Origin of the sequence: Bradyrhizobium sp. PSBB068 (assembly GCA_016839165.1) — a bacterium.
Lineage (GTDB): Bacteria > Pseudomonadota > Alphaproteobacteria > Rhizobiales > Xanthobacteraceae > Bradyrhizobium.
Window position 1 is genome coordinate 4,091,918 of sequence record CP069300.1, and the last position, 21,302, is coordinate 4,113,219.

The window sequence follows — 21,302 nt, forward strand, 5'->3', positions numbered from 1 at the left end:
AGCAACGATTTCAATCGCAATTCTAGGGGTGGTGCGCTCGGAGGGACTCGAACCCCCACGGTGTTACCCACTGCCACCTCAAGGCAGCGCGTCTACCAATTCCGCCACGAGCGCTAAGGATGTCGGATGGAACCCTAAGGCGCCGCCGCATCGAGGGGGCCATGTAACAAATCACGGATGCAGGGACAAGCGGCTTGATGCTTGAATTAACTGCGAACCCCGGGAGATTTCGGCAGCATTTGCTTGACCTCGACCGCAATCCGGTTGCGGTCGACCAGAACCACGCCGCTGGCCACCGGCAGGTTGTTGGCGAGGATCTTGACCTCGTCGGCCTCGGTGGCATCCAGTTCGATGATGGCACCGCGGGAGAGCCGCATGACCTGGTGAATCGGCATAGTGGTGGTACCGAGGACCACCATGAGATCGACGCTGACTTTATCGAGGGTGGGCACTTCTGAACCGCCGAACGGGAACTAGATTGTGGGTTCACCTGACCATGTTAGGGTTAGCTAATGGTTAACGACCGCCAAAGCCTCGATCTGACGACGTTTGCACGCCCCTCGGGCGGCGACGCGGTCGAATGGCGGATCTCAAATAGTCCGGTCCCCTACCCCGATTCTCTCGCCGCGATGGATGCACGGGTCGCAGCGATCGCCACGGGCGAGGCGCCAGAACTGGTGTGGCTGCTGGAGCATCCGCCGCTCTATACCTCCGGCACCAGCGGCAAGGCCGACGACCTGCTCGACGCGCGCTTTCCGACCTTCCAGAGCGGCCGCGGAGGCCAGGTCACCTATCACGGCCCGGGCCAGCGCGTGGCCTATGTGATGCTCGACCTCAAGGGGCGCCGGCCGGACGTGCGCGCCTATGTCGCTTCGCTGGAAGAATGGATTATCCGGACGCTTGCGGCCTTCAACGTCCGCGGCGAGCGCCGCGAGGACCGCGTCGGGGTCTGGGTGAAACGCCCGGACAAGGGGCCTGGCCATGAGGACAAGATCGCCGCGATCGGCGTGCGGCTGCGCCGCTGGGTCTCGTTCCACGGCATCGCGATCAATGTCGAGCCCGACCTTTCGCACTTCCAGGCGATCGTGCCCTGCGGCGTGGTCGATCCGCGCTACGGCGTGACCTCGCTGGTCGATCTCGGGCTGCCGGTCACGATGGCCGACGTCGACATCGCGCTCCGGCAGGCCTTTTCCGAAGTGTTCGGCGACACCGCGGCGCGGCTGCGGGAAACCGCGATCTAACCGGGCTTCCTGCGCGTCGCGACGGCGTGATCAGCAACGGGTCTTGCCGGCTCGCCGCTGCCCGCGTGACGGCCGGCAATGCGCCAATAGGCCACCCCTGCAGCAAATCCAGCAACGCCAAACAGCAAGCCGATCACCGGATTCCACGAGCCGCTGGCGCCCACGAGAAGGCTGACGCTGATTACGCCGATGCCAGCGCCAACGAAGCCGAAGAACAGGACCGAGCGGATCGCAAGCCGCTCACTAAGCCAGATAACCAAAACGGACGGAATGGCCGTCAACGCGCCTATGACGACGAAGTCGATCAGCGCGAAGACAAGAAGTGCAAGACCGCCCTCGAGAAATCTCACCAGATCGCGACCGGACGCGATCGCCAGGACCACCAGCCCTAAGCCACACATAACCGCCGTTGCGGCGGCGCATCCGGCCAGCCATCCCGTCAGCGCGCGAGAACACGTACCAGATGTCACTCTGCCCTCCCCTACAAGATCGCCTCGAACGCGCTGCGCAACGTTTCGTGCCGGAACACAAAGCCGTTGCTCAGCGCCTTGTTCGGCAGCACGCGCTGACCGCCGAGCAGCAACTCGTCGGCGAAGTCGCCGCCGACGGCACGCAGCAGCGCGGCCGGCACGCGGAAGATCGTGGGCCGGTGCAGGCGACGTCCGAGCTCTTCGGTGAATTTCGTGTTGGTGACCGGGATCGGGGCGGTCGCGTTGATCGGCCCTGAGAGCTCGGGCTTCGCGATCACATGCGCGATCAGCCGCACGAGGTCGTCGCGCTCGATCCACGACATCCACTGCCTGCCGGAGCCGAGCGGCCCGCCGAGACCGAACTCGAACGGCGTCAGCATCCGCGTGATGAAGCCGCCGTCGGTGCCTACCACGAGTCCGATCCGCAAATACGCCACGCGCACGCCGTGGTCGGCGGCGGGTCTGGCCGCGTTCTCCCAGGCCTCGCACAGTTCGTGACTGAAGCAGGCATGGGACTTCGCCGACTCGGTGAGCACCTGGTCCTGCCAGAGCCCGTACCAGCCGATCGCCGATCCACTCACCAAGACCTGCGGCTTGCGCTCGAGGCGCGCGATCAGCTTGACGACATCAGCGGTCATATCGACGCGCGAGGCTATGATCCTGCGGCGCTTGGCCTCGGTCCACAGGCCGTTGCCGATCGGCTCACCGGCGAGATTGACGACGGCGTCGATCACTGAACACGCAGGCAACTGGTCGAGGCTGGTGATCAGCGTCACCGGCGGCGACAGCGTCTCGGCCTTGGCCGGATTGCGGATCAGCGCGATCACCTGATGGCCCGATGCGGCGAGGCTTGCGACCAGGCGGCTGCCGATGAAGCCGGTCGCGCCGGTGATCAGTACGGTCTGACGGGGCGGCAGTTTCTCGACGAGCGTCGCAGCCGGCACGGTTGCCATCCGTCCCAGGCGTCGGGACGCGGCAAAGTCGCGCGCGCCGAACAGCGCCGCACCGAAGGCCGCGGTGGTCGCAAAAATGCTCAGGAGCCCGGCATAAGCGGGAGCGATCCCGGTCGGCTGCGTGGTCCAGCCGATCAGCACCGGCACCAGCAGCACGAGGATCGCGCCGTAGTTGATCGCCAGCAGCGTGTGATTGATCCGCTCGCTCGGCGGCAGCTTGCGGCTCAGATCCTCCTCGACGAAATCCATCAGCGTGATGACGACCTCGACCGCGAGCACGGCCAGGATGGCAATCGCAAGAATGCCGTGCACCTCGAGCCAGCCGAGCACGAGGAACAGCAGCGCATAGAGCATGTTGCGGACGCTGTGCAGCTGCAGCTCATGGCGCTGCGATGGACGCCAGGCGAGCCGCTCGGTGAATTCATGGTGATAGAAGGTGTCGAAGGCGCCCATCGCGATCTGGATGGCGACCAGGGTCCACAGCAGCGGCGTCATGACGAAGCCTCCCTGAACACGGCGGACTGACGGATCAGCCGGCCGAAACGCGGGTGGATGATCTCCAGCGTGAAGCGGAAGTCGCCGCAACCGAGATCGGAATGTGTCACGGTGAGATCGCCGGGGGTGAGCCAGTCGGGCAGCGGCAGGCGGAACGGACCGAGTTGCAACGAATAGCCGACGCTGTGAAACACCAGCGCCTCGTGCTCGACCGCGATCCTGAGCGCCATGCTGACGCCGAACCCGACATATTCCTCGAGCCCGGTCGGGCCGGCAAAGCGCTTGGCAGAATGAATCACCTGCGGGAAGCCGTCGCGGCGCGCACAGATCCGGGTCCAGATCTGGCCGCCGCTTGCGGCGTCCTCGGTGACCGTGACGATCATCGGCACCCGGGTCTCGTTGCCGGTCGGAAGCGGCCCGCCGATCAGCCGCGCGGCCTGCGCCAGCCACCAGCCGGCGCGGCTGCTCGCGGCTTCCTCGACCTCGCCGACATAGACGACGGTGTTGCCGTCCTCGAAGCGCTTCGAGAAGCGCCGCCAGATCGCGACCGGCAGGCGGCCCCAATCCTCGTCCGACAGCAACGCGCGGAAGCGATGGTCGTCGAGCAGTTTGGTATCGGAAGCCGGCGCTGTCTTTAAGGTGGATATCCTTGCTGACGCCATCGCATACTCCCGTTACGCCGCGGCCCCTATTTGGCCCTGCCTGTCGGCAGGAAACTCACAATCTTCTCGCCGAGCTTGATCAGCGCGACCAGGCGCGGCCGCGGCACGTTCAGCATCTGCGAGTACCAGCGGTCGACCAGCTCGGTGAAGGTCAGCATCTCCTTCAGCCGCTTGCTGGCGAGCGGGCTGATGGCGGGGTCGTCGGCCGCGTCGGAGACGCAGGCGCGCAGTGCCGCGAGCGCAGGATCGATCTCGCGCTCCTTGCGCCCGGCCGCGATCTTGGCCGCCACCTCCCAGATGTCGGTCTCGGCCTCGAAGTGGTCGCGACGGTCGCCGAGGATCGGCACCCGCCGGATCAAGCCCCAGGACAACAGCTCCTTGATCGAGTTGGAGACGTTGGAGCGCGCCATGCCGAGCGTGTCGGCAATGTCCTCAGCCGTCATCGGCGCTTCGGCGAGGTAGAGCAGCCCGTGGATCTGGCTGACCGAGCGGTTGACACCCCATTCGTCGCCCATGTCGCCCCAATGCAGGATGAAGCGTTCGACGACGGCGGGGAGTTTTTTCTTGGCGGTTGTTTCTGTCATAACAGAAATATCAGATTATTCGGACCGAAAGTCAAGGGCCGCCGGAAACCGTTCGGCCGCGAACGTCGTCGATGGTGAGACGGATGACTTTGCGGACGGTCAGACCGTCGGCAGGAAGGCGAAGCGCTCGCCTGCCCCGCGCAGATTGAGCAGATCGGCCGTGCCGACGTCTTCCTGCACACGGTCGACGCGCGCCGAGATCGGGCCGCGGCCGCACGCCTTGATCATGTCGGCGACGACGCCCTCGGGACCGACGAACATCGCCTCGACGCTGCCGTCGCGGCGGTTGCGAACCCAGCCTTCGAGGCCGCGCGCGTTCGCATGTTCGTGAACCCAGGCGCGATAGCCGACGCCCTGCACGCGTCCGGTGATCGTAACGTGGCGGATCACATCGCTCACTTCTTCAGGCCGAGGAATTCGCCGCTGCGCGCCTTGGTCTCCGCCTCGCGCATCGCGCGGCTGGTCAGTTCGGAGGACGCAATGCCCTTGAGATTCCTTGGCGAGGTGCCTTCGCGCAGCGCCTTCAGCGTCTCGTAGACGGCCTGGGTCGCGGCCGCGAACGGCGCGTGGCCCTGCAACGCGATCCTGACGCGCTGGCTTGCCAGATAGTCCGGCGCGGTCATCTCCTCCGGTGCGCCGCCGAGCACGATCGGCAGCGTCGTCGCGGCCGACAGTGCCTCCAGCTCACCGCGCGATTTGATGCCGGTGAAGAACAAGCCATCGACGCCGACCGCCTCATAGGCCTTCGCGCGCGCGATCGCGTCGTCGAGGTTGGTGATCGAGACGGCGCCGGTCCGGCCGAGGATGACGAGCGACGGGTCGCTGCGGCCGTCGAGCGCGGCTTTCATCTTGCCGACGCCCTCCTCGCGCGAGATCAGTTGCGTCTTCGTCTCGCCGAACGGCTGCGGCAGCAGCGTGTCCTCGATCGTGAGGCCGGCGGCACCGGCGGCTTCCACCTCCTGGACCGTGCGGCGGACATTGAGCGCGTTGCCGTAGCCGTGGTCGGCATCGACCAGCACCGGCAGCGTCGATGCGCGCGACATCCGCCGGATCTGCTCGGCGAACTCGGTCAGTGTGATCAGCGCGATGTCGGGATCGCCGAGCACGGCGAGCGAGGCCACCGAGCCGCCGAACATGCCGAGCTCGAAGCCGAGGTCCTCTGCGATCCGGATCGAGGTCGCGTCATAGACCGAGCCCGGCCGAATGCAGCCTGATCCGGTGAGGATCGATCGCAGTGCTTCGCGGCGTCTGCGGAAGGCCATGGTGGTGTCTCCCTCCACGTCATTGCGAGAAGCGAAGCGACGAAGCAATCCATCTCTCATCATACGCATACGCGGTCGGATGGATTGCTTCGCTGCGCTCGCAAATGACGAGTTTATGCGAACTCCAGGATCAACGCATCGACCGCGAGCGTGGCGCCGGCGGCGGCGTGGATCTTCTTCACCGTGCCGTCGCGTTCGGCGCGCAGCACGTTCTGCATCTTCATGGCTTCGACCACCGCAAGCGTCTCGCCAGCCTTGACCTCCTGGCCTTCGGTCACCGCGATCGACACCACGAGCCCCGGCATCGGGCACAGCAGCTTCTTGCCGGTGTCGGCGGCCGAGACCACCGGCATCAGCCGCGCCGAGGTCGCCTCGGTCTCGGTGAAGACGTAGACCGGCACTTCAAAACCCTGATGCGCAAGGCGGAAGCCGTTGTTGATCGCGCGCACCTGCACGGCGACCAAATTGCCGTCGATGGTGCCCTGCCAGACCGGCTCGCCCGGCGCCCAGCTCGACACCAGATTGTGCGGATTGCCAGGCAGCCCGTCGGCGCCGACGAAGCGCACCGCGATGGCGTCATCCTCGCGCGCGACGTCGAGCGCGATCTCGGCCCGATCGAGCCACACCGCGCGGCGGCGCTCGCGCTGCACGACGCGGCCGCCCATCTGGCCGGAAATCTGCCGCTTGCGTTCGCCCAGCACATGGTCGATCGCGGCACCCACTGCTGCGAGCCGCCGCGCGATCTCGCCCTCGGGCGCGCGCGCCGAGAATCCCTTGGGGAATTCCTCGGCGATGAATCCGGTCGAGAGCCGGCCCTCGCGCCAGCGCGGATGGTTCATCAATGCCGAGAGGAACGGAATGTTGTGCCTGATGCCGTCGACATAGAAGGCGTCGAGCGCGGTCGCCTGCGCCTCGATCGCGGCGGCGCGCGACGGGGCGTGGGTGACGAGCTTGGCGATCATCGGATCGTAGTAGATCGAGATCTCGCCGCCTTCCTGGACGCCGGTGTCGTTACGAACAGTGATGCCGTCATGGCTGGCTTCGGCCGGCGGACGGTATTTGACCAGGCGGCCGATCGACGGCAGGAAGTTGCGGAACGGATCCTCGGCATAGACGCGGGACTCCACCGCCCAGCCGGTCAGCGTGACGTCCTTCTGCGCGATCGCGAGCTTCTCGCCGGCCGCGACGCGGATCATCTGCTCGACAAGGTCGACGCCGGTGATCAGTTCGGTGACGGGATGCTCGACCTGCAGGCGGGTGTTCATCTCCAGGAAGTAGAAGCTCTTGTCCTGGCCGGCGACGAACTCCACGGTGCCCGCCGAATCGTAGTTCACGGCATTGGCCAAAGCGACCGCCTGCTCGCCCATCTTGCGGCGGGTGGTCTCGTCGAGCAGCGGCGACGGCGCCTCCTCGATGACCTTCTGGTTACGGCGCTGGATCGAGCATTCGCGCTCGCCGAGGTAAATCACGTTGCCATGCTTGTCGCCGAGCACCTGGATCTCGATGTGCCGGGGATCGACGATGAACTTCTCGATGAAGACGCGGTCGTCGCCGAACGACGACTTCGCCTCGGCCTTGGCGAGGTTGAAGCCCTCGGCGACCTCGGCCTTGGAATGCGCGATGCGCATACCCTTGCCACCGCCGCCGGCGGAGGCCTTGATCATTACGGGATAGCCGATCTCGTCGGCGATCTGGACCGCGTGCTTGTCGTCCTCGATGACGCCGAGATGACCCGGCACGGTCGAGACTTTCGCCTTTGCGGCGGCCTTCTTGGATTCGATCTTGTCGCCCATCGCGGCGATCGCGCCGGGGTTCGGGCCGATGAAGACGACGCCGGCGGCTTCCAGCGCGCGCGGAAACGCCTCGCGCTCGGAAAGGAAGCCGTAGCCGGGATGCACCGCCTGCGCGCCGGTCTTGCGGCAGGCTTCGACGATCTTGTCGATCAATAGATAGCTCTCGGCCGCGGCGGGCGGGCCGATCAGCACGGCATCATCGGCCATCTCGACATGCAGCGCGTCGCGGTCGGCCTCGGAGTAGACGGCGACCGTCTCAATCCCCATACGGCGCGCAGTCTTGATGACCCGGCAGGCGATCTCGCCGCGGTTGGCGATCAGGATTCGTTTGAACATGCTCTTCTTGCTTGGGCTTTTTAGGACTTGGCAGGATTCCTCCCCGCGCAATCTGGCACGGGCGATTGGGCGTAACCACTCCGTGGTACAGCAAATTGCCCCGGAGGCAACGGTCTAATGCAAATCCGGCCCGGTGCCTGGCCAGGCCTTGGGTGGGCTTTTGCGGTAGCCTGAGGGGGACTTCAGCCCGAATAGGTCTTGAAGCGGCCGCGGGAATACGCCTTCGCAACGGCTTTCATCAGCTCGCTGACCTCATTTTCCAGAAACTCATTGGCCACGATCAGCGCCCGGATGGTCGCGCGCAGATTCCCGCCGCAGGCGGAAATGGCCTGATCGACAGCCGCTTCCAGCCCGTCATCGTCGTCAGATTCGGGCCGTGCAGACATCGTGAGGTATCCGGGATTCAGGTGGCACATCATGTTCCTATTTTGTTCTTATCGAGTCAATCGGATCTTTGCGCACGCCAGCACGCGAGACATTGCAGGGGATGTCGGCAATGACGTTCCATGATGAAACTCGGCCATGCCTGCATCCCTGCAACGGCGATGCCCGTCCGTTCTACGTCGCGGAACGCCGGTCGGGATGTGACTGCGCGCACGCACCGGTTCGCGAACAGTCCTTGGTTGGATCGTACCGGGCTGTGCTAGAAGTCCGGTTGCCCGCCAAAGATCTGAAGTGAGAAAATGCGGTTTCGAAATCCGGTCGTCACGACACTTCTCCTGACATGCCTGTTCGCGAGCCCCGTCCTGCCGGCGACCGCTGGCCCCGCGGTCACCGCGATCATCAAGGACGCCGGCACCGTTCAGCTCGGCAACACGACCTATCGACTCGACGGCATCGATGCGCCGGCGGTTGACCAGCTCTGTATCGACGAGCACGCCGATGTCTGGACCTGTGGAATGGAAGCGCGCGACCAGCTCTCCAAGCTGATCGGCGGCAAGCCTGTTCACTGCGACGATATCGGCGTCGACCCGACCTACAAGAAGCGCCGCCTCGGCGTCTGCAAGATCGAGGGCGACCCGACCAACCTCAGCCAGGTGCTGGTGCAGAAGGGATACGCCCTCAACGTCGAGACGTCGGCCACTGGCCGATTCAAGCCGGATGAAGCCACCGCCAGGGACAATCGCGCGGGGCTGTGGAAGGGCTGCTTCGTGGCGCCGCGCGATTTTCGTGCCGCCAGGAAGGACGGTGCCCTGCTCGGCAATGCCTGTCCGGCCAACCGCGACACACAGATCCGCGACGCGCTCTTCCCCGCAGACCTGCCGATGCCGGCAAGCTGCAACATCAAGGGCAAGTACGCCGTGCGCGCCCGCGTCACCGGCAATGTCGGCATCTATCATTTGCAGGCGTGCCGCAGTTACCCGGGCCTCAGCAATCCGGATCGCTGGTTCTGCTCCGAAGAGGATGCGCAGGCCGCCGGGTTCCGCAGGGCCTATAATTGCCGTCCGCCCAAGGGCAAGTGACCAGCAACTGAATGCGACAAAACAAGCTGGCAAAGCCGCCTCGTCCTGTGTGAGACTGCGCCAAGAGGTTGCCGGCGCGCATGACCCCACCCGATCGCTCTGATGTGCTTCCCGAAGCTGCGGCAGCAGAACGGCTGCGGCAGCACCTCGAGGAAATCGCGCGCGAACGCGATCGCGCGCATCGCGAGCTGCAGGAGCGCGAGGCCGAGCTGGCGCGGATCCAGCGCATTGCGCGGGTCGGCGGGCTTGAGATCGATTTCCGCGACGGCGTGCGCAACCGCCGCTCCCCCGAATATCTCCTGGTGCATGGACTACCCCCTGAGGAAGTCAACGAGACCTATGAGAACTGGGTCGCGCGCATCCACCCCGACGATCGCGAGCGAACCATCGAGCACCTGTTCGGCGTGCTGAAGGCCGGCGGCGAGGATTACACCGCCGAGTACCGCATCATCCGCCCGAGCGACGGCGAGAGCCGCTGGATTCGTGTCGTCGCCAAGATCGACCGCGATCGCAGCGGCCGCGCGCTGCGGCTGGTCGGCGCCGATCTCGACGTCACCGATCAGATGCTGGCGCAGGAAACCTTGCGGGAAAGCGAGGAACGCTTCCGCCTGATCGCCGACAGCGCGCCGGTCCCGATCTGGGTGACCAAGCTCGACCGCACCCGCTCCTTCGCCAATCAGGCCTATCTCGACTTCCTCGGACTGCCGTTCGAGGAAGCGATCGTGTTCGACTGGCGCAAGGCGCTGCATCCGGATGATCTACCGAAGATCCTGCAGGAGCAGATCACCGGCGAGCTCTCGCTGAAACCATTCGTGCTGGAGGCCCGTTATCGAAACGCTGCGGGCGACTGGCGCTGGCTGCGCTCGGAGTCGCAGCCGCGCTGGGACCCGAACGGCAAGCATATCGGCTTCATCGGCGTCGCCCACGACATCACCGCCGCCAAGCAGGCCGAGATCGAGCTGCGCAAGCTCAACGAGTCGCTGGAGCGACGCATCACCGAACGGACCGCGCAGCTCGAGTCCAGCGAGGCCCAGATGCGCGCGATCCTGGAAACCAGCCATCAACATCAGGGGCTGCTCAATCAGGACGGCGAGTTGCTCTACGCCAACCGGACCGCGCTGGCCGGCATTCGCGCTGACGCCGCTGATGTCGTAGGCAGGCTGTTCTGGGAAACGCCCTGGTTCAGCTCGACCGAAGGCGCGCCGGAAACGATCAAGAATGCGTTCGCCACCGCAATGCGCGGCGAGGACGTCAAGTCCGAATTGCCGCTGCGGCTGCCGATCGGCGACCGCCATTTCGACTTCGAGATGCGGCCGCTGCGCGACCAGCACGGCGCGATCGTCGGCGCGGTGCCGGAGGCCGTCGACATCACCGAACGGCGCCGCGGCGAGGAAGCGCTGCGGCAATCGCAGAAAATGGAAGCGGTCGGGCAGCTCACCGGGGGCGTCGCGCACGACTTCAACAATCTACTCACCATCATCCGCTCCGCGACCGATTTCCTGCGCCGCCGCGAGCTGCCCGATGAACGGCGCCGCCGCTACATCGACGCGATCGCCGAGACCGTCGAGCGTGCCTCCAAGCTGACCGCGCAGCTGCTGGCATTTGCGCGCCGGCAACCGCTCAACCCCGAAGTGTTCAACGTCGGCACCCAGGTCGACAGCGTGGTGCAGCTGATCCGCCCACTGGTCGGGGCACGGATCCACATCGAGGTCAGGATCGAGGATCCCGACTGCTTTGCGATCGCCGATATCGGCCAGTTCGAGACCGCGATGATCAATCTTGCGGTCAACGGCCGCGATGCCATGAACGGCGAGGGCCAGCTGACGATCGGCGTCAGGAAGGTCAAGCACATCCCTGCCCTGCGCGCGCAGGCCTCGCGCAGCGGCGATTTCGTCACGGTCTCGATCCAGGATACCGGCACCGGCATCTCTCCGGAAAATCTCGACGCGATCTTCGAACCGTTCTTCACGACCAAGGAGGTCGGCAAGGGAACCGGTCTCGGATTGAGCCAGGCGTTCGGCTTCGTCAAGCAATCCGATGGCGACATCGAGGTCACCTCTGCGCCCGGCCAGGGCGCGACCTTCACGATCTATCTGCCGCAGGCGATGCGCCCGGTGGACGTCAAGGTCGCAGCCAGCGCCGGCACCGAGCAGACCTCGATCGGCCGCGGCTATCGTGTCCTCGTGGTGGAGGACAACGACGATGTCGGCCAGTTCTCTACCGAGCTACTCGAGGATCTCGGCTATTCGGTCAAGCGCGCGGCGAATGCCAACACGGCGCTGTCGATCCTGTCCGAAAACGAGTTCGCCGCCGACCTCGTGTTCTCCGACGTGATCATGCCCGGCATGAACGGCGTCGAACTGGCCGGCATCATCCGCGATCGCTTTCCCGGCCTGCCGGTGGTGCTGACCAGCGGCTACAGCAACGTGCTCGCCGAAAACGCGCATAGCGGCTTCGAGCTGATCCAGAAACCCTATTCGGTCGAGGCGTTGTCGCGCACGCTCCGCAAGGCGATCGCCGAACAGCGCGCGATCGCCACCAAGCCCTGATCCGCAGCCGACCGCGCGCTATTCGATCACCACATGGGCGACGCCGAGCTGCAGGATGCCGAGCGCACGGGCCGCCGTGGTCGAGACGTCGATGATCCGTCCGCGAACGAACGGGCCGCGGTCGTTGACGCGGCAGCGGATCGATTTCCCGCGGTAGGACACGGTGACCATGCTGCCGAATGGCCGCTTGCGATGCGCGCAGGTCATCTCGCCGCTCCTGCCGATGCCATGATAGTAGGACGCAAGGCCACTCTCTGCGTTCGCCATGCACGAGGTAAACAGTAGCATGGCCGCGGACGTTATTGCGGTTTTCATTGATCGCCTGCCGGTCGAGCCCCGCAGGGGAACGCGGTCCCACGGTTTCGGTTCCGCGTCCGGCGTGCCGGCGGAGCGATTTTTGGGAACCATTTCTGCGGAAGCTGCCCACCCGCCCTGAACGACGGTGGCAGCGCTCAGGCTGCGTCCTCGACCCCTTCGGCCGCGAGCAGGGTCCGGACATCCTGCGCCGGGACCGGCCGGCTGAACAGATAGCCCTGCATCTGCGTGCAGCCGAGCATCTGCACGGTGTCGCGCTGCTGGTCGGTCTCGACGCCCTCGGCGGTCGTGATCATGTTGCGGTCGGCGGCGATCGACACCACCGCACGGATGATCGAGGCCGAGCCCGAGTTGCGGGTGACTTCCTTGACGAAGCTGCGGTCGATCTTGATCTTGTCGAACGGAAAGCGCTGCAGATATTGCAGCGACGAGTAGCCGGTGCCGAAATCGTCGAGCGCGATGTGGACGCCGAGCGCACGGAGCTGGCCGAGCGTGACCAGCGCCGCATCGTCATCTGCGATCAGCACCGCCTCGGTGATCTCGAGCTCGAGCCTGCGCGGATCGAGGCCGCTCTCGGCCAGCGCGCTCGCGACCTTCAGCGCCAGCGTTTCCGACTTGAACTGAATCGGCGAGACGTTGACCGCAAGGCGCACATGCGCCGGCCAGGCCGACGCCTCGATACAGGCGGTGCGCAACACCCACTGCCCGATCTCCTCGATCAGCCCGGTTTCCTCGGCGACCGGAATGAACTCCGCCGGCGGGATCATGCCGCGCACCGGATGGCGCCAGCGCAGCAACGCCTCGCAGCCGGTCACCTCGTCGCTGCGCAGGTCGACCAGCGGCTGGTAGTGCAATTCGAAGCCGCCCTCGGCCAGCGCGGTGCGCAGATCGGCCTCCAGCGCGCGGCGCAGATTGGCCTGCTTCTCCATCGCCGGATCGAAGAAGCGATAGGTCCTGCGGCCGGCGGCCTTGGCCGCGTACATGGCAAGGTCGGCGCATTTGAGCAGGCCGAACAGGTCGGAACCGTGGCGCGGCGCGATCGCGATCCCGATGCTGGCATCGCTCGACAGCCAATGACCGAGGCAGTCGAACGGCGTGCGCAGCGACTGATAGATGCGCGCCACCAGATCACTGACATCGTCATCCGAGGTGATGTCGCGCTGGACGATCGCAAACTCGTCGCCGCCGAGCCGCGCGATGAAGTCGTTCAATCCGACCGATTGACGCAGCTTCTCGGCGACGCGCCTCAGGAATTCATCACCGATCAGATGGCCGAGCGTATCGTTGATCCGCTTGAATTCGTCGATGTCGATGTAATGGATCGCGAACTCGCGGACCGTCGCCTTGCGCAACAATTCCTCGGCATGGCGCTGGAACAGCGTCCGGTTCGGCAGATTGGTCAGGGCATCGTAATGCGCGAGATATTCGATCTGCGCCTGCGCCCGCCGCCCGTCGGTGACATCCTCAAGCGTGGTGGCCCAGCCGCCGTCGGGCGCGCGCTTGTAGATCAGGCGGATGCTGCGGCCGTCTGGGGTTATGATCACGGAGTCCCGGATGTCGTCACCCCTCGGATTGGTGAAGCGGGCGCAGTATTCATCGACATCGCCGACGAATGAACCGATCGCCTGGCGATGCAGGATCAGGTCGCGCAGATGGCAGCCGGGCCTCACGATATCGGGGGACAGGCCGAACATGTCGATGTATCGCTGGTTGCAGATCACGAGCCGCGCCGAGGCATCGAACAGCAGGAGCCCCTGTGTCATGGTGTTGATCGCGGTGTCGAGGTGCTGGCTTTTCTCGGACAGCCGGCGCTGCGCGGCATCGTGCTGCCGCTGCAGCTGGCGGACGATCAGGAAGATCGTCATGACGACGATCAGCACCGCGAGCACCGCGGCGCAGAACTGCAGCTTGGTCTGGGCGCGCCAGTCCTCCAGCGCGCTGGAGGTTCTGGTGGTGGCAAGGATCATGATCGGAAAGTGCTGCAGCGATCTCACCGCGCCGACGTTCTCCTCGCCGTCGCCGCCGACGAACCGCCCCGACGTGTTGCCGCCGAGACCGATGACCTTGCGGAACAACGACTGGTCCGTGATGTTGCGGCCGACCACGTCGGCATCCTGCGGATAGCGCGCGATGATCGTGCCGTCGCGATGGATCATCGAGATGACCGTGTCGCCGTTCAACGCCAGCGAGGCCACGAAATCCTCGAAATGGCTGGGCTCGACGCCGCGGCTCGCAAAACCGATGATCTCGCCATTGCGCCCGGTAATCTTGCGCGCAAAGATCGTGGTCCAGTTGCCGGTCACCTTGCTCATCGCCGGCTCGACGATCACAGGCGACGTCGGCCGTCCCGAGGTGAACTCCTGGAAATAACGCCGGTCCGCGATGCTGATGTCGGGCACCGGCCACATCTCGGACGAGTTGATCAGCCATCCGTTGGCATTGAACAGATTAAGCCCGCCGACATGCGGCAGCGCCGCCAATCGCCTGCGCAGCATCTCATGCGCACTGAGCTGCGACATGTTCTTCTCGAACTGGTCGGCGGTCTCGACCTGTTCGGACCGCAGATAGTTCACGACGTCGTCGTGGATATGCTGGAGATCGCTGAGCTGCTGGTCGAAATGCCGCGACAGCAGCAGCGCGGTGTTGTTGAGCTCGCGTTCGGACATCTCCAGGGCACGCTCGCGAAACTGCAGCGCGAGATAGCCGGTGCCAAGCGTAATCGCAAGCACCAGCAGCGCGGCACTCAGGACGAGCCACTGAATGGCGCCGATCCTGGCGGCACGCAGCACACCCTTGATCGACAGCCGCCGGTGTTCCGGCATCATGCTGTTCGTTGAGACAACCGACATTTTCCTGCCCCTGCGCGTGCCCTTCTACGGGAACACAACCCAAGGGGTCGTTAGGAAAATCGGTTATCGGACAGTTAAGGTGAATGCGGAAGCGAACGCGATTTGCGCCAAGATCGTCAGGAGGCGACCACTCCAGGCGAGGACCCCGTCGTCTCCTTCAGGCTGCACTCGATCAACGCGCCTTCGACGGTGAATTTCGAAAATGGTGAGGACGGCGTCACGGCCTTGAGCGCAGCGAAGAATTGCGAGTCGCCCGGACTCTTCAGGAGAAACCGGATGTGGTTGGCCGACAGCGCGTCGCGCGACAGCCAGACGACGCCGGAGAACAGCGTCACAAGCATCTGCCCATAGTTGCTGATATCGGTGAGGCCGAGATCGTAAATCGGAGACACATTGACGTAACGCGCGCTGAGCGCCGGCGCCGAGTATCGGCTCATCAGGAGGCGCCGGACCTGGCAGACCGAATGAACCCGTTCTCCGTCGGTCAGGTGATACAGCCCCTGACTGTCGCCCTCCCTGGCGGTCAGCGCTTCAAAGGCGCTGATGCCGCCGAAAGTGGCAAAGTCCTCTCCGACGCCTTCAGCGTCCTTCTTCCATTGTGCCTTGATCTGGCGCCAGGACCGCTCAGGATCCTTGATTGGCAAAAGCCGCATGGTTAAGGGGCTGTTAGCACGGAGGGGAGTCTTCGCGGGATAATATGTCGCAGGCATTAAGCCTTTGCTTACAGCGGTAGCCGGTTGCGTCGGTGCGGTGGCTGGCCCGACGAAAGCGAAGCAGAATCCGGGGAGCTGTCACAACGGCTGGCGCTCTCCGGATTTCGCCTCGCTTCGTCCGGGCTACGACCCTCGCATTGGAGTTCGCGATCGCACCGAACTTGCGATCTGCAACGAACACCCATGCGCTTGATGGACAAACCCTTCGGGCGGCGACGCCTGGATGGATATTCCATCGCGAGCGTGCTCAGATATCAACATCGTGACGGCAGGAGTTGTACCTCGAAATGGATGCGCTGACGCTGTTCGGATTGTTCGCCGTGACGATGATGCTGGTCTGCTACGCGGCTGAAGATCGCAGCCCATGGTTCATCCTGGCCTTCGCGGTCTCGTGCGCACTGGGGTCGGCCTACGGCTTCCTGCAGGGCGCCTGGCCATTCGGCCTGGTCGAAGCGATCTGGGCCGTCGTCGCGTCGCGCCGCTGGCTGATGCGCCGAACCGCGGACCGCGTGTAACGTTATAGTATCCGCTGCCAATCTGTCGCGGACTTGAACTTGAATGCGCACGGTCGGGGCGCTAATTAGGGCCCATGGCCGCTTCGCGCACCAAGATTCAGTCGTCCACCCACGCATCGGGACCGCGCCGCTGGCGCAGCCTCCTTGCGGGTCTGATCTCACTCGCGCTGGTGCTGTCGTTCTTCCACGGCTGGACCTCCGACGGCGACGACGATGCAGCTCCGGCGATCTCGATCGCGCAGTCGATCAACGACACCGGCGGCAAGGCTCCCGCGCATCCAGCTTCGCTCCACGGCGATCATTGCCTGACGCACGTCGTCTCCGTCGTTCCGCAAGAGACGGCGTTCCCGATCGCCTATGCGCCGCACAGCTATGGCGACGCCAGCATTGCGCTGCCAGCGTCGGCCGAGCGTCTCTCTCCATTCAAACCACCCCGCGCCTAATCCGGTCGGCTTGACCGGCCGTGCGTCGCTGCCATCCGGCCGCGCGCACGCTTCCGCACAGATCGATGTCGCGACAGCGCAGGGCCACCGGCATGCGCTGCGAAGAGGCGCATATGAAACGGGTTGTTCTATTTTTCGCCGGCGTGGCCGCCGGCATCGCACTGGTCCTGATGGCGGCCGGAGGTACCGGCTGGCCGGTCAAGTTCCCGGTCACGACGCAGGAGACCGCGTCCGAAGCTCCATCGAAAGCCGAGGCCAAGCATGAGGCCACCGGACGTGTCGAGCTGAGCGAAGATCAGATTCGCGAGGCCGGCATCACGCTCGCGCAGGCCGGCGGCGGGATGCTGAAACGACATTTCCTCGCACCGGGCTCGCTGATCCCCGACGCCGACCATATCGGCCGCGTCTCGGTGCGCGTGCTCGCAACGGTCACGGAACTGCGCAAACGCCTCGGCGACGTCGTCGAGAAAGGGGAGATCGTCGCAGCGATCGAAAGCCGCGAGGTCGCCGACGCCAAGAGCGAATATCTTGCAGCGAGGCTCACCAACGATCTGCAGCAGACGCTCTACGCGCGGCAGAAGACGTTGGTCGAGACCCGCATCGTGTCGGAAAACGAATTCCTGCGCACGCGGCTGACCGCGAACGACGCGCAAATCAAGCTCGACGGCGCGCGACAGAAACTGTTTGCGCTGGGCCTGTCGGAAAGCGAGATCGCCGACCTGCCCAACCAGCCGCCGGAAAGCTTGCGAACCCAATTCCTGCGCGCGCCGATCAGCGGCCGGGTGTCCGAACGCCGCGTCGACGTCGGTGGACTGATCGGGCGCGAGGGCCAGGAAAGCGAGCTCTACGTCATCGTCAATCTCGACGACATCTGGGTTGATCTGGCGGTGTCGCCGGAGGACATCAGTGCCGTCCGCGAAGGCGTTTCGGTGAGGATCCGCGCCATCGGCAACGAGGCTGAAGCCAACGCCGGCGTGATCTTCGTCAGCCCCCTGCTCGATCGAGAGACCCGCAACGCCCGCGTGATCGCGACCATGCCCAACAAGGATCACCGCTGGAAGCCGGGCACCTTCGTCACCGCGGAGGTGCCGCTGTCAGGCGCGCCGTCAACCGTGATGGTCACGAAGAAGGCCATTCAAACCATCAAGGGGACGCCGACCGTGTTCGTGCGTGACGCCGACGGCTTCGAAGCGCGGTCAGTACGAACCGGCCGCGAGGACGACGATGATATCGAAATCATCTCAGGCCTCGCTGCCGGCGAGACCGTCGCCGTGCAGAACACCTTCACGCTGAAGGCCGAGGTCGAGAAGGACGAGGCGGAGCACGACCATGATTGAGCGCATCATCGGTCTTGCGATCCAGCGGCGCTGGGTCGTCGTCACCCTGGCGGCGATCCTGATGTTCCTCGGCGGCCTCGCGCTGACCAGGCTGCCGATCGACGCGGTGCCCGACATCACCAACAAGCAGGTGCAGATCAACACCGTGGCCCCGGCGCTGTCGCCGGCGGAAATCGAGAAGCAGATCACCTTCCCGATCGAAACTGCACTGGCGGGCGCACCGGGGCTGGAGAGCACGCGCTCGCTCTCCCGCAACGGCTTCTCGCAGATCACGGCGGTGTTCAGCGAAGCCACCGACATCTATTTCGCCCGCCAGCAGGTCGGCGAGCGCCTGACCGAAGTGCGCGCGCGCCTGCCGCAGGGTATCGAGCCGCGGATCGGGCCGACCTCGACCGGCCTCGGCGAAATCTACATGTGGACCGTCCATTACTCCGGCGAGAAGGTTCAGAGCGACGGCGCACCGGGCCTGCAAAGCGACGGCCGCTTCCTCACGGCGGACGGCCAGGTGCTGCAGACCGAAGTCGAGAAGGATGCCTATCTGCGCACGGTGCAGGACTGGATCATCAAGCCGCAGATCAAGATGGTGCCGGGCGTCGCCGGCGTCGATTCGATCGGTGGCTATCTCAAGCAGTATCAGGTCCAGCCCGATGCGGCGAAGCTGATCGCGCTCGGCCTGACCTTCGCCGACGTCGCCAAGGCGATCGAAACCAATAATGTCAGCCGTGGTGCGCGCTACATCGAGCGCAACGGCGAAGGCTTCGTGGTCCGCTCCGGCGGACGCCTGGAGAACATCGAGGAGTTGGGTGCCGTCGTCGTCACCACGCGTGGCGGTGTGCCGGTCCGGATCCGCGACCTCGCGACGCTCTCGATCGGCGGGGAGACGCGGACCGGCAGCGCCAGCGAAAACGGCCGCGAGGTCGTGGTCGGCACCGCGCTGATGCTGATCGGCGCCAACAGCCGCACCGTTTCGGCCGCGGTCGATGCCAAGCTGCGCGCGATCACGCCGTCCCTGCCGGCCGGCGTCAAGGTCGAGACGGTGCTGGATCGCACTCAGCTCGTCGATGCGACCATCGGCACCGTGGCGCGCAACCTCAGCGAAGGCGCCCTGCTCGTGATCGCGGTGCTGTTCGTGCTGCTCGGCAATTTCCGGGCGGCTCTGATCACCGCGCTGGTGATCCCGATTGCCATGCTGATGACCGCCATCGGCATGTGGCAGGGGCGCATCAGCGCCAATCTGATGAGCCTCGGCGCGCTTGATTTCGGCCTGATCGTCGACGGCGCCGTCATCATCACCGAAAACAGCCTGCGCCACCTCGCCGAGAGGCAGCATGCGCTCGGGCGCGTGTTGACGCGCGACGAACGGCTGGCGACGGTGCGGGTTTCCGCCGTGGAAATGGTGCAGCCGAGCCTCTACGGCCAGGCGATCATCCTGCTGGTCTATGTGCCGCTCCTCACCTTCACCGGCGTCGAAGGCAAGATGTTCGAGCCGATGGCACTGACCGTGATCCTCGCGCTCGCCGCGGCCTTCGTGCTGTCGCTGACGCTGGTGCCGGCGTTGATCGCGATCACCATTACCGGCCGCGTGCAGGAGAAGGAGAACTGGCTGGTGGCCGCCCTGAAGCGCTGGTACAGCCCGCTGCTGCGGCGCGCGGTTGCGACGCCGGTGCCGGTCATCGCGACGGCGGTCGTGCTGTTCGCCGCCGCCCTGTTCGGGTTCTTCCGCCTCGGCCAGGAGTTCATCCCCTCGCTCGACGAGAAGAACATCGCCATGCACGCGCTCAGAATTCCGAGCACGGCGCTGTCGCAGTCGCAGGCGATGCAGCTCTCGGTCGAGAAGGCCGTCAGCCGCTTCCCGCAAGTGGCGTTCGTCTTCTCCAAGACCGGCACCGCGGAGGTGGCGAGCGACCCGATGCCGCCGAACGCGTCCGACACCTTCATCATTCTGAAGCCGCGTGAGCAATGGCCGGATCCATCGCTGACCAAGGAGCAGTTGATCGAGGACATCTCGAAGGCGGTCGGCCGGCTGCCCGGCAACGTCTATGAGTTCACCCAGCCGATCCAGATGCGCTTCAACGAACTGCTCGCCGGCGTTCGCGGCGACATCGCGGTCAAGGTGTTCGGCGACGAGTTCGAACCGATGCAGAAGGCCGCCAACCAGATCGCTGCAGCGCTGCGCGGCGTCCGTGGCGCGACCGACGTCAAGGTCGAACAGGCGAGCGGCCTCCCGGTGCTCGAGATCAAGGTCGACAAGGCGGCGATCGCCCGGCGTGGCCTCAGTGTCTCCGAGGTCCATGACGTGATCGGCGCCGCGGTCGGCGGCCAGGATGCCGGTGTCGTCTACGAGGGTGATCGCAGCTTCGATATCGTGGTGCGATTGCCGGAGAGCGTGCGCTCCGATCTCGAAGCCTTGAGCAATCTGCCGGTCGCTCTGCCGAAGGCGACGCCGAGCTCGCCGGTACAGAGCCTGCCGCTCAACCGCGTCGCGCAATTCTCCTTCACCGAAGGGCCGAACCAGATCAGCCGCGAGAACGGCAAGCGCCGCATCGTGGTGACGGCCAATGTCCGCGGCCGCGATCTCGGCTCGGTGGTCGAGGAAGCACAGACGAGAGTCGCGCAATCGGTCAAGCTGCCGCCCGGTTACTGGATGACCTGGGGCGGCCAGTCCGAGAACCTCGCTGCGGCGCGCCAACGCTTGGCCGTCGTGGTGCCGGCCTGCTTTGCGATGATCTTCCTGCTGCTGCTGGCGGCGATGGGCTCGGCGCGCGATGCGCTGCTGGTGTTCAGCGCGGTGCCGCTGGCGCTGACCGGCGGCATCGCGGCGCTGTGGCTGCGCGGCATGCCGTTCTCGATCTCGGCGGCGGTCGGCTTCATCGCGCTGTCCGGCGTTGCGGTGCTGAACGGGCTGGTGATGCTGAGCTTCGTCAGGCAGTTGCGCGAGCAAGGCGTGCCGCTGCGGGAGGCGATCGAGCAAGGCGCCCTCACCCGCTTCCGCCCCGTGGTGATGACCGCGCTGGTGGCCTCGCTCGGTTTCGTGCCGATGGCCTTCGCCACCGGCACCGGCGCCGAGGTGCAGAAGCCGCTCGCCACCGTCGTGATCGGCGGCCTGATCAGCGCGACCCTGCTGACGCTCGCCGTGCTGCCCGCGCTCTATGCACGGTACGGGCATGCCGGCAGCGCTGCGCGCAATGAGAGAACCGCGATTCAGCCTGCGGAATGACGGCGTGTTGACCGGCAGTCCGCAGCAGAGACCTCGATGTTTTGACTGGGAGAATCCAACGTAACAATTCTGTCATATGGCAAAACTAAACGAAGACGGCGGCGA

Annotated in this window: 19 protein-coding genes and 1 tRNA gene; 7 read left to right on the plus strand and 13 right to left on the minus strand. The window is 65.3% G+C overall.

Features of this window, described 5'->3' with window-relative positions; translation table 11 throughout:
* Positions 1–29: 29 nt before the first annotated feature.
* Both JQ507_19005 and fliN read right to left on the minus strand, forming a co-directional pair.
* Positions 30–114, minus strand: a tRNA-Leu gene (locus JQ507_19005).
* Positions 115–206: 92 nt separating this feature from the next.
* The gene (fliN, locus tag JQ507_19010; protein ID QRI67096.1) at positions 207–452 is read right to left on the minus strand and encodes a flagellar motor switch protein FliN; all 246 of its coding nucleotides are present in this window, start codon (positions 450–452) and stop codon (positions 207–209) included.
* A 60-nt stretch (positions 453–512) separates the two neighbouring features.
* Between fliN and lipB the strand changes: the two genes are divergently transcribed.
* Entirely contained in the window at positions 513–1,241 is a 729-nt protein-coding gene (gene lipB / locus JQ507_19015; GenBank protein ID QRI67097.1) for a lipoyl(octanoyl) transferase LipB, read from the plus strand.
* Here the strand turns inward: lipB and JQ507_19020 are convergent.
* The 8 genes from JQ507_19020 to JQ507_19055 form a co-directional block, all read right to left on the minus strand.
* Positions 1,238–1,711 carry a hypothetical protein gene (locus JQ507_19020; GenBank protein ID QRI67098.1) on the minus strand — a complete coding sequence of 158 codons (474 nt, stop codon included), beginning with the start codon at positions 1,709–1,711 and terminating at the stop codon, positions 1,238–1,240. The genes lipB and JQ507_19020 overlap by 4 nt on opposite strands.
* 11 nt (positions 1,712–1,722) lie before the next feature.
* Positions 1,723–3,159 (minus strand): TIGR01777 family oxidoreductase, encoded by a 1,437-nt coding sequence (locus JQ507_19025; protein QRI67099.1) that lies wholly within the window; start codon positions 3,157–3,159, stop codon positions 1,723–1,725.
* Positions 3,156–3,821 (minus strand): DUF4166 domain-containing protein, encoded by a 666-nt coding sequence (locus JQ507_19030; GenBank protein QRI67100.1) that lies wholly within the window; start codon positions 3,819–3,821, stop codon positions 3,156–3,158. The genes JQ507_19025 and JQ507_19030 overlap by 4 nt, the downstream gene beginning before the upstream one ends.
* 26 nt (positions 3,822–3,847) lie before the next feature.
* Positions 3,848–4,405, minus strand: coding sequence for a MarR family transcriptional regulator (locus JQ507_19035; protein ID QRI67101.1), 558 nt, complete (start codon positions 4,403–4,405; stop codon positions 3,848–3,850).
* A gap of 99 nt (positions 4,406–4,504) precedes the next feature.
* Positions 4,505–4,804: an acylphosphatase gene (locus JQ507_19040; protein QRI67102.1), complete on the minus strand. Its 300-nt coding sequence runs from the start codon at positions 4,802–4,804 to the stop codon at positions 4,505–4,507.
* The gene (locus tag JQ507_19045; GenBank protein QRI67103.1) at positions 4,801–5,667 is read right to left on the minus strand and encodes an isocitrate lyase/PEP mutase family protein; all 867 of its coding nucleotides are present in this window, start codon (positions 5,665–5,667) and stop codon (positions 4,801–4,803) included. Before JQ507_19045 ends, JQ507_19040 begins: the two co-directional genes overlap by 4 nt.
* 113 nt (positions 5,668–5,780) lie before the next feature.
* Positions 5,781–7,796 (minus strand): acetyl/propionyl/methylcrotonyl-CoA carboxylase subunit alpha, encoded by a 2,016-nt coding sequence (locus JQ507_19050; GenBank protein QRI67104.1) that lies wholly within the window; start codon positions 7,794–7,796, stop codon positions 5,781–5,783.
* Positions 7,797–7,978: 182 nt separating this feature from the next.
* A complete protein-coding gene (locus JQ507_19055) occupies positions 7,979–8,182 on the minus strand; it encodes a hypothetical protein (GenBank protein ID QRI67105.1) in 204 nt (67 codons plus the stop codon).
* Between the two features lie 297 nt (positions 8,183–8,479).
* Here JQ507_19055 and JQ507_19060 point away from each other — a divergent pair, with 297 nt between their 5' ends.
* Together JQ507_19060 and JQ507_19065 are read left to right on the plus strand one after the other, a co-directional pair.
* Complete coding sequence (locus tag JQ507_19060; protein QRI67106.1) at positions 8,480–9,259, plus strand: thermonuclease family protein; 780 nt, start codon at positions 8,480–8,482, stop codon at positions 9,257–9,259.
* A gap of 68 nt (positions 9,260–9,327) precedes the next feature.
* Complete coding sequence (locus JQ507_19065; GenBank protein QRI67107.1) at positions 9,328–11,808, plus strand: PAS domain-containing protein; 2,481 nt, start codon at positions 9,328–9,330, stop codon at positions 11,806–11,808.
* Positions 11,809–11,826: 18 nt separating this feature from the next.
* On the opposite strand, the gene JQ507_19070 is transcribed toward JQ507_19065, so the two are convergent.
* The 3 genes from JQ507_19070 to JQ507_19080 form a co-directional block, all read right to left on the minus strand.
* A complete protein-coding gene (locus tag JQ507_19070) occupies positions 11,827–12,096 on the minus strand; it encodes a hypothetical protein (protein QRI67108.1) in 270 nt (89 codons plus the stop codon).
* Positions 12,097–12,260: 164 nt separating this feature from the next.
* The gene (locus tag JQ507_19075) at positions 12,261–14,945 is read right to left on the minus strand and encodes an EAL domain-containing protein (protein QRI73413.1); all 2,685 of its coding nucleotides are present in this window, start codon (positions 14,943–14,945) and stop codon (positions 12,261–12,263) included.
* Between the two features lie 143 nt (positions 14,946–15,088).
* Positions 15,089–15,625, minus strand: a complete 537-nt coding sequence (locus tag JQ507_19080) for a hypothetical protein (GenBank protein QRI67109.1) — start codon at positions 15,623–15,625, stop codon at positions 15,089–15,091.
* 347 nt (positions 15,626–15,972) lie between these two features.
* On the opposite strand from JQ507_19080, the gene JQ507_19085 reads away from it, so the two are divergent.
* The 4 genes from JQ507_19085 (at position 15,973) to JQ507_19100 (ending at position 21,197) form a co-directional block, all read left to right on the plus strand.
* Positions 15,973–16,200: a hypothetical protein gene (locus JQ507_19085; protein ID QRI67110.1), complete on the plus strand. Its 228-nt coding sequence runs from the start codon at positions 15,973–15,975 to the stop codon at positions 16,198–16,200.
* A gap of 74 nt (positions 16,201–16,274) precedes the next feature.
* Complete coding sequence (locus tag JQ507_19090; protein ID QRI67111.1) at positions 16,275–16,643, plus strand: hypothetical protein; 369 nt, start codon at positions 16,275–16,277, stop codon at positions 16,641–16,643.
* Positions 16,644–16,756: 113 nt separating this feature from the next.
* Positions 16,757–17,980, plus strand: a complete 1,224-nt coding sequence (locus JQ507_19095) for an efflux RND transporter periplasmic adaptor subunit (protein ID QRI67112.1) — start codon at positions 16,757–16,759, stop codon at positions 17,978–17,980.
* Entirely contained in the window at positions 17,973–21,197 is a 3,225-nt protein-coding gene (locus tag JQ507_19100) for a CusA/CzcA family heavy metal efflux RND transporter (protein ID QRI67113.1), read from the plus strand. Before JQ507_19095 ends, JQ507_19100 begins: the two co-directional genes overlap by 8 nt.
* The last annotated feature ends 105 nt before the right edge of the window (positions 21,198–21,302 follow it).

What these genes read in the sequence shown, in the direction of transcription:
- JQ507_19060 (QRI67106.1), top strand. Translation starts at nt 8,480, where the DNA reads ATGCGGTTTCGAAATCCGGTCGTCACGACACTTCTCCTGACATGCCTG.
- JQ507_19035 (QRI67101.1), bottom strand. Translation starts at nt 4,405, where the DNA reads ATGACAGAAACAACCGCCAAGAAAAAACTCCCCGCCGTCGTCGAACGC.
- JQ507_19030 (QRI67100.1), bottom strand. Translation starts at nt 3,821, where the DNA reads ATGGCGTCAGCAAGGATATCCACCTTAAAGACAGCGCCGGCTTCCGAT.
- JQ507_19095 (QRI67112.1), top strand. Translation starts at nt 16,757, where the DNA reads ATGAAACGGGTTGTTCTATTTTTCGCCGGCGTGGCCGCCGGCATCGCA.
- JQ507_19090 (QRI67111.1), top strand. Translation starts at nt 16,275, where the DNA reads ATGGCCGCTTCGCGCACCAAGATTCAGTCGTCCACCCACGCATCGGGA.
- JQ507_19100 (QRI67113.1), top strand. Translation starts at nt 17,973, where the DNA reads ATGATTGAGCGCATCATCGGTCTTGCGATCCAGCGGCGCTGGGTCGTC.
- JQ507_19075 (QRI73413.1), bottom strand. Translation starts at nt 14,945, where the DNA reads ATGCCGGAACACCGGCGGCTGTCGATCAAGGGTGTGCTGCGTGCCGCC.
- JQ507_19055 (QRI67105.1), bottom strand. Translation starts at nt 8,182, where the DNA reads ATGTCTGCACGGCCCGAATCTGACGACGATGACGGGCTGGAAGCGGCT.
- JQ507_19050 (QRI67104.1), bottom strand. Translation starts at nt 7,796, where the DNA reads ATGTTCAAACGAATCCTGATCGCCAACCGCGGCGAGATCGCCTGCCGG.
- JQ507_19080 (QRI67109.1), bottom strand. Translation starts at nt 15,625, where the DNA reads ATGCGGCTTTTGCCAATCAAGGATCCTGAGCGGTCCTGGCGCCAGATC.
- lipB (QRI67097.1), top strand. Translation starts at nt 513, where the DNA reads ATGGTTAACGACCGCCAAAGCCTCGATCTGACGACGTTTGCACGCCCC.
- JQ507_19085 (QRI67110.1), top strand. Translation starts at nt 15,973, where the DNA reads ATGGATGCGCTGACGCTGTTCGGATTGTTCGCCGTGACGATGATGCTG.
- JQ507_19070 (QRI67108.1), bottom strand. Translation starts at nt 12,096, where the DNA reads ATGCTACTGTTTACCTCGTGCATGGCGAACGCAGAGAGTGGCCTTGCG.
- JQ507_19045 (QRI67103.1), bottom strand. Translation starts at nt 5,667, where the DNA reads ATGGCCTTCCGCAGACGCCGCGAAGCACTGCGATCGATCCTCACCGGA.
- JQ507_19025 (QRI67099.1), bottom strand. Translation starts at nt 3,159, where the DNA reads ATGACGCCGCTGCTGTGGACCCTGGTCGCCATCCAGATCGCGATGGGC.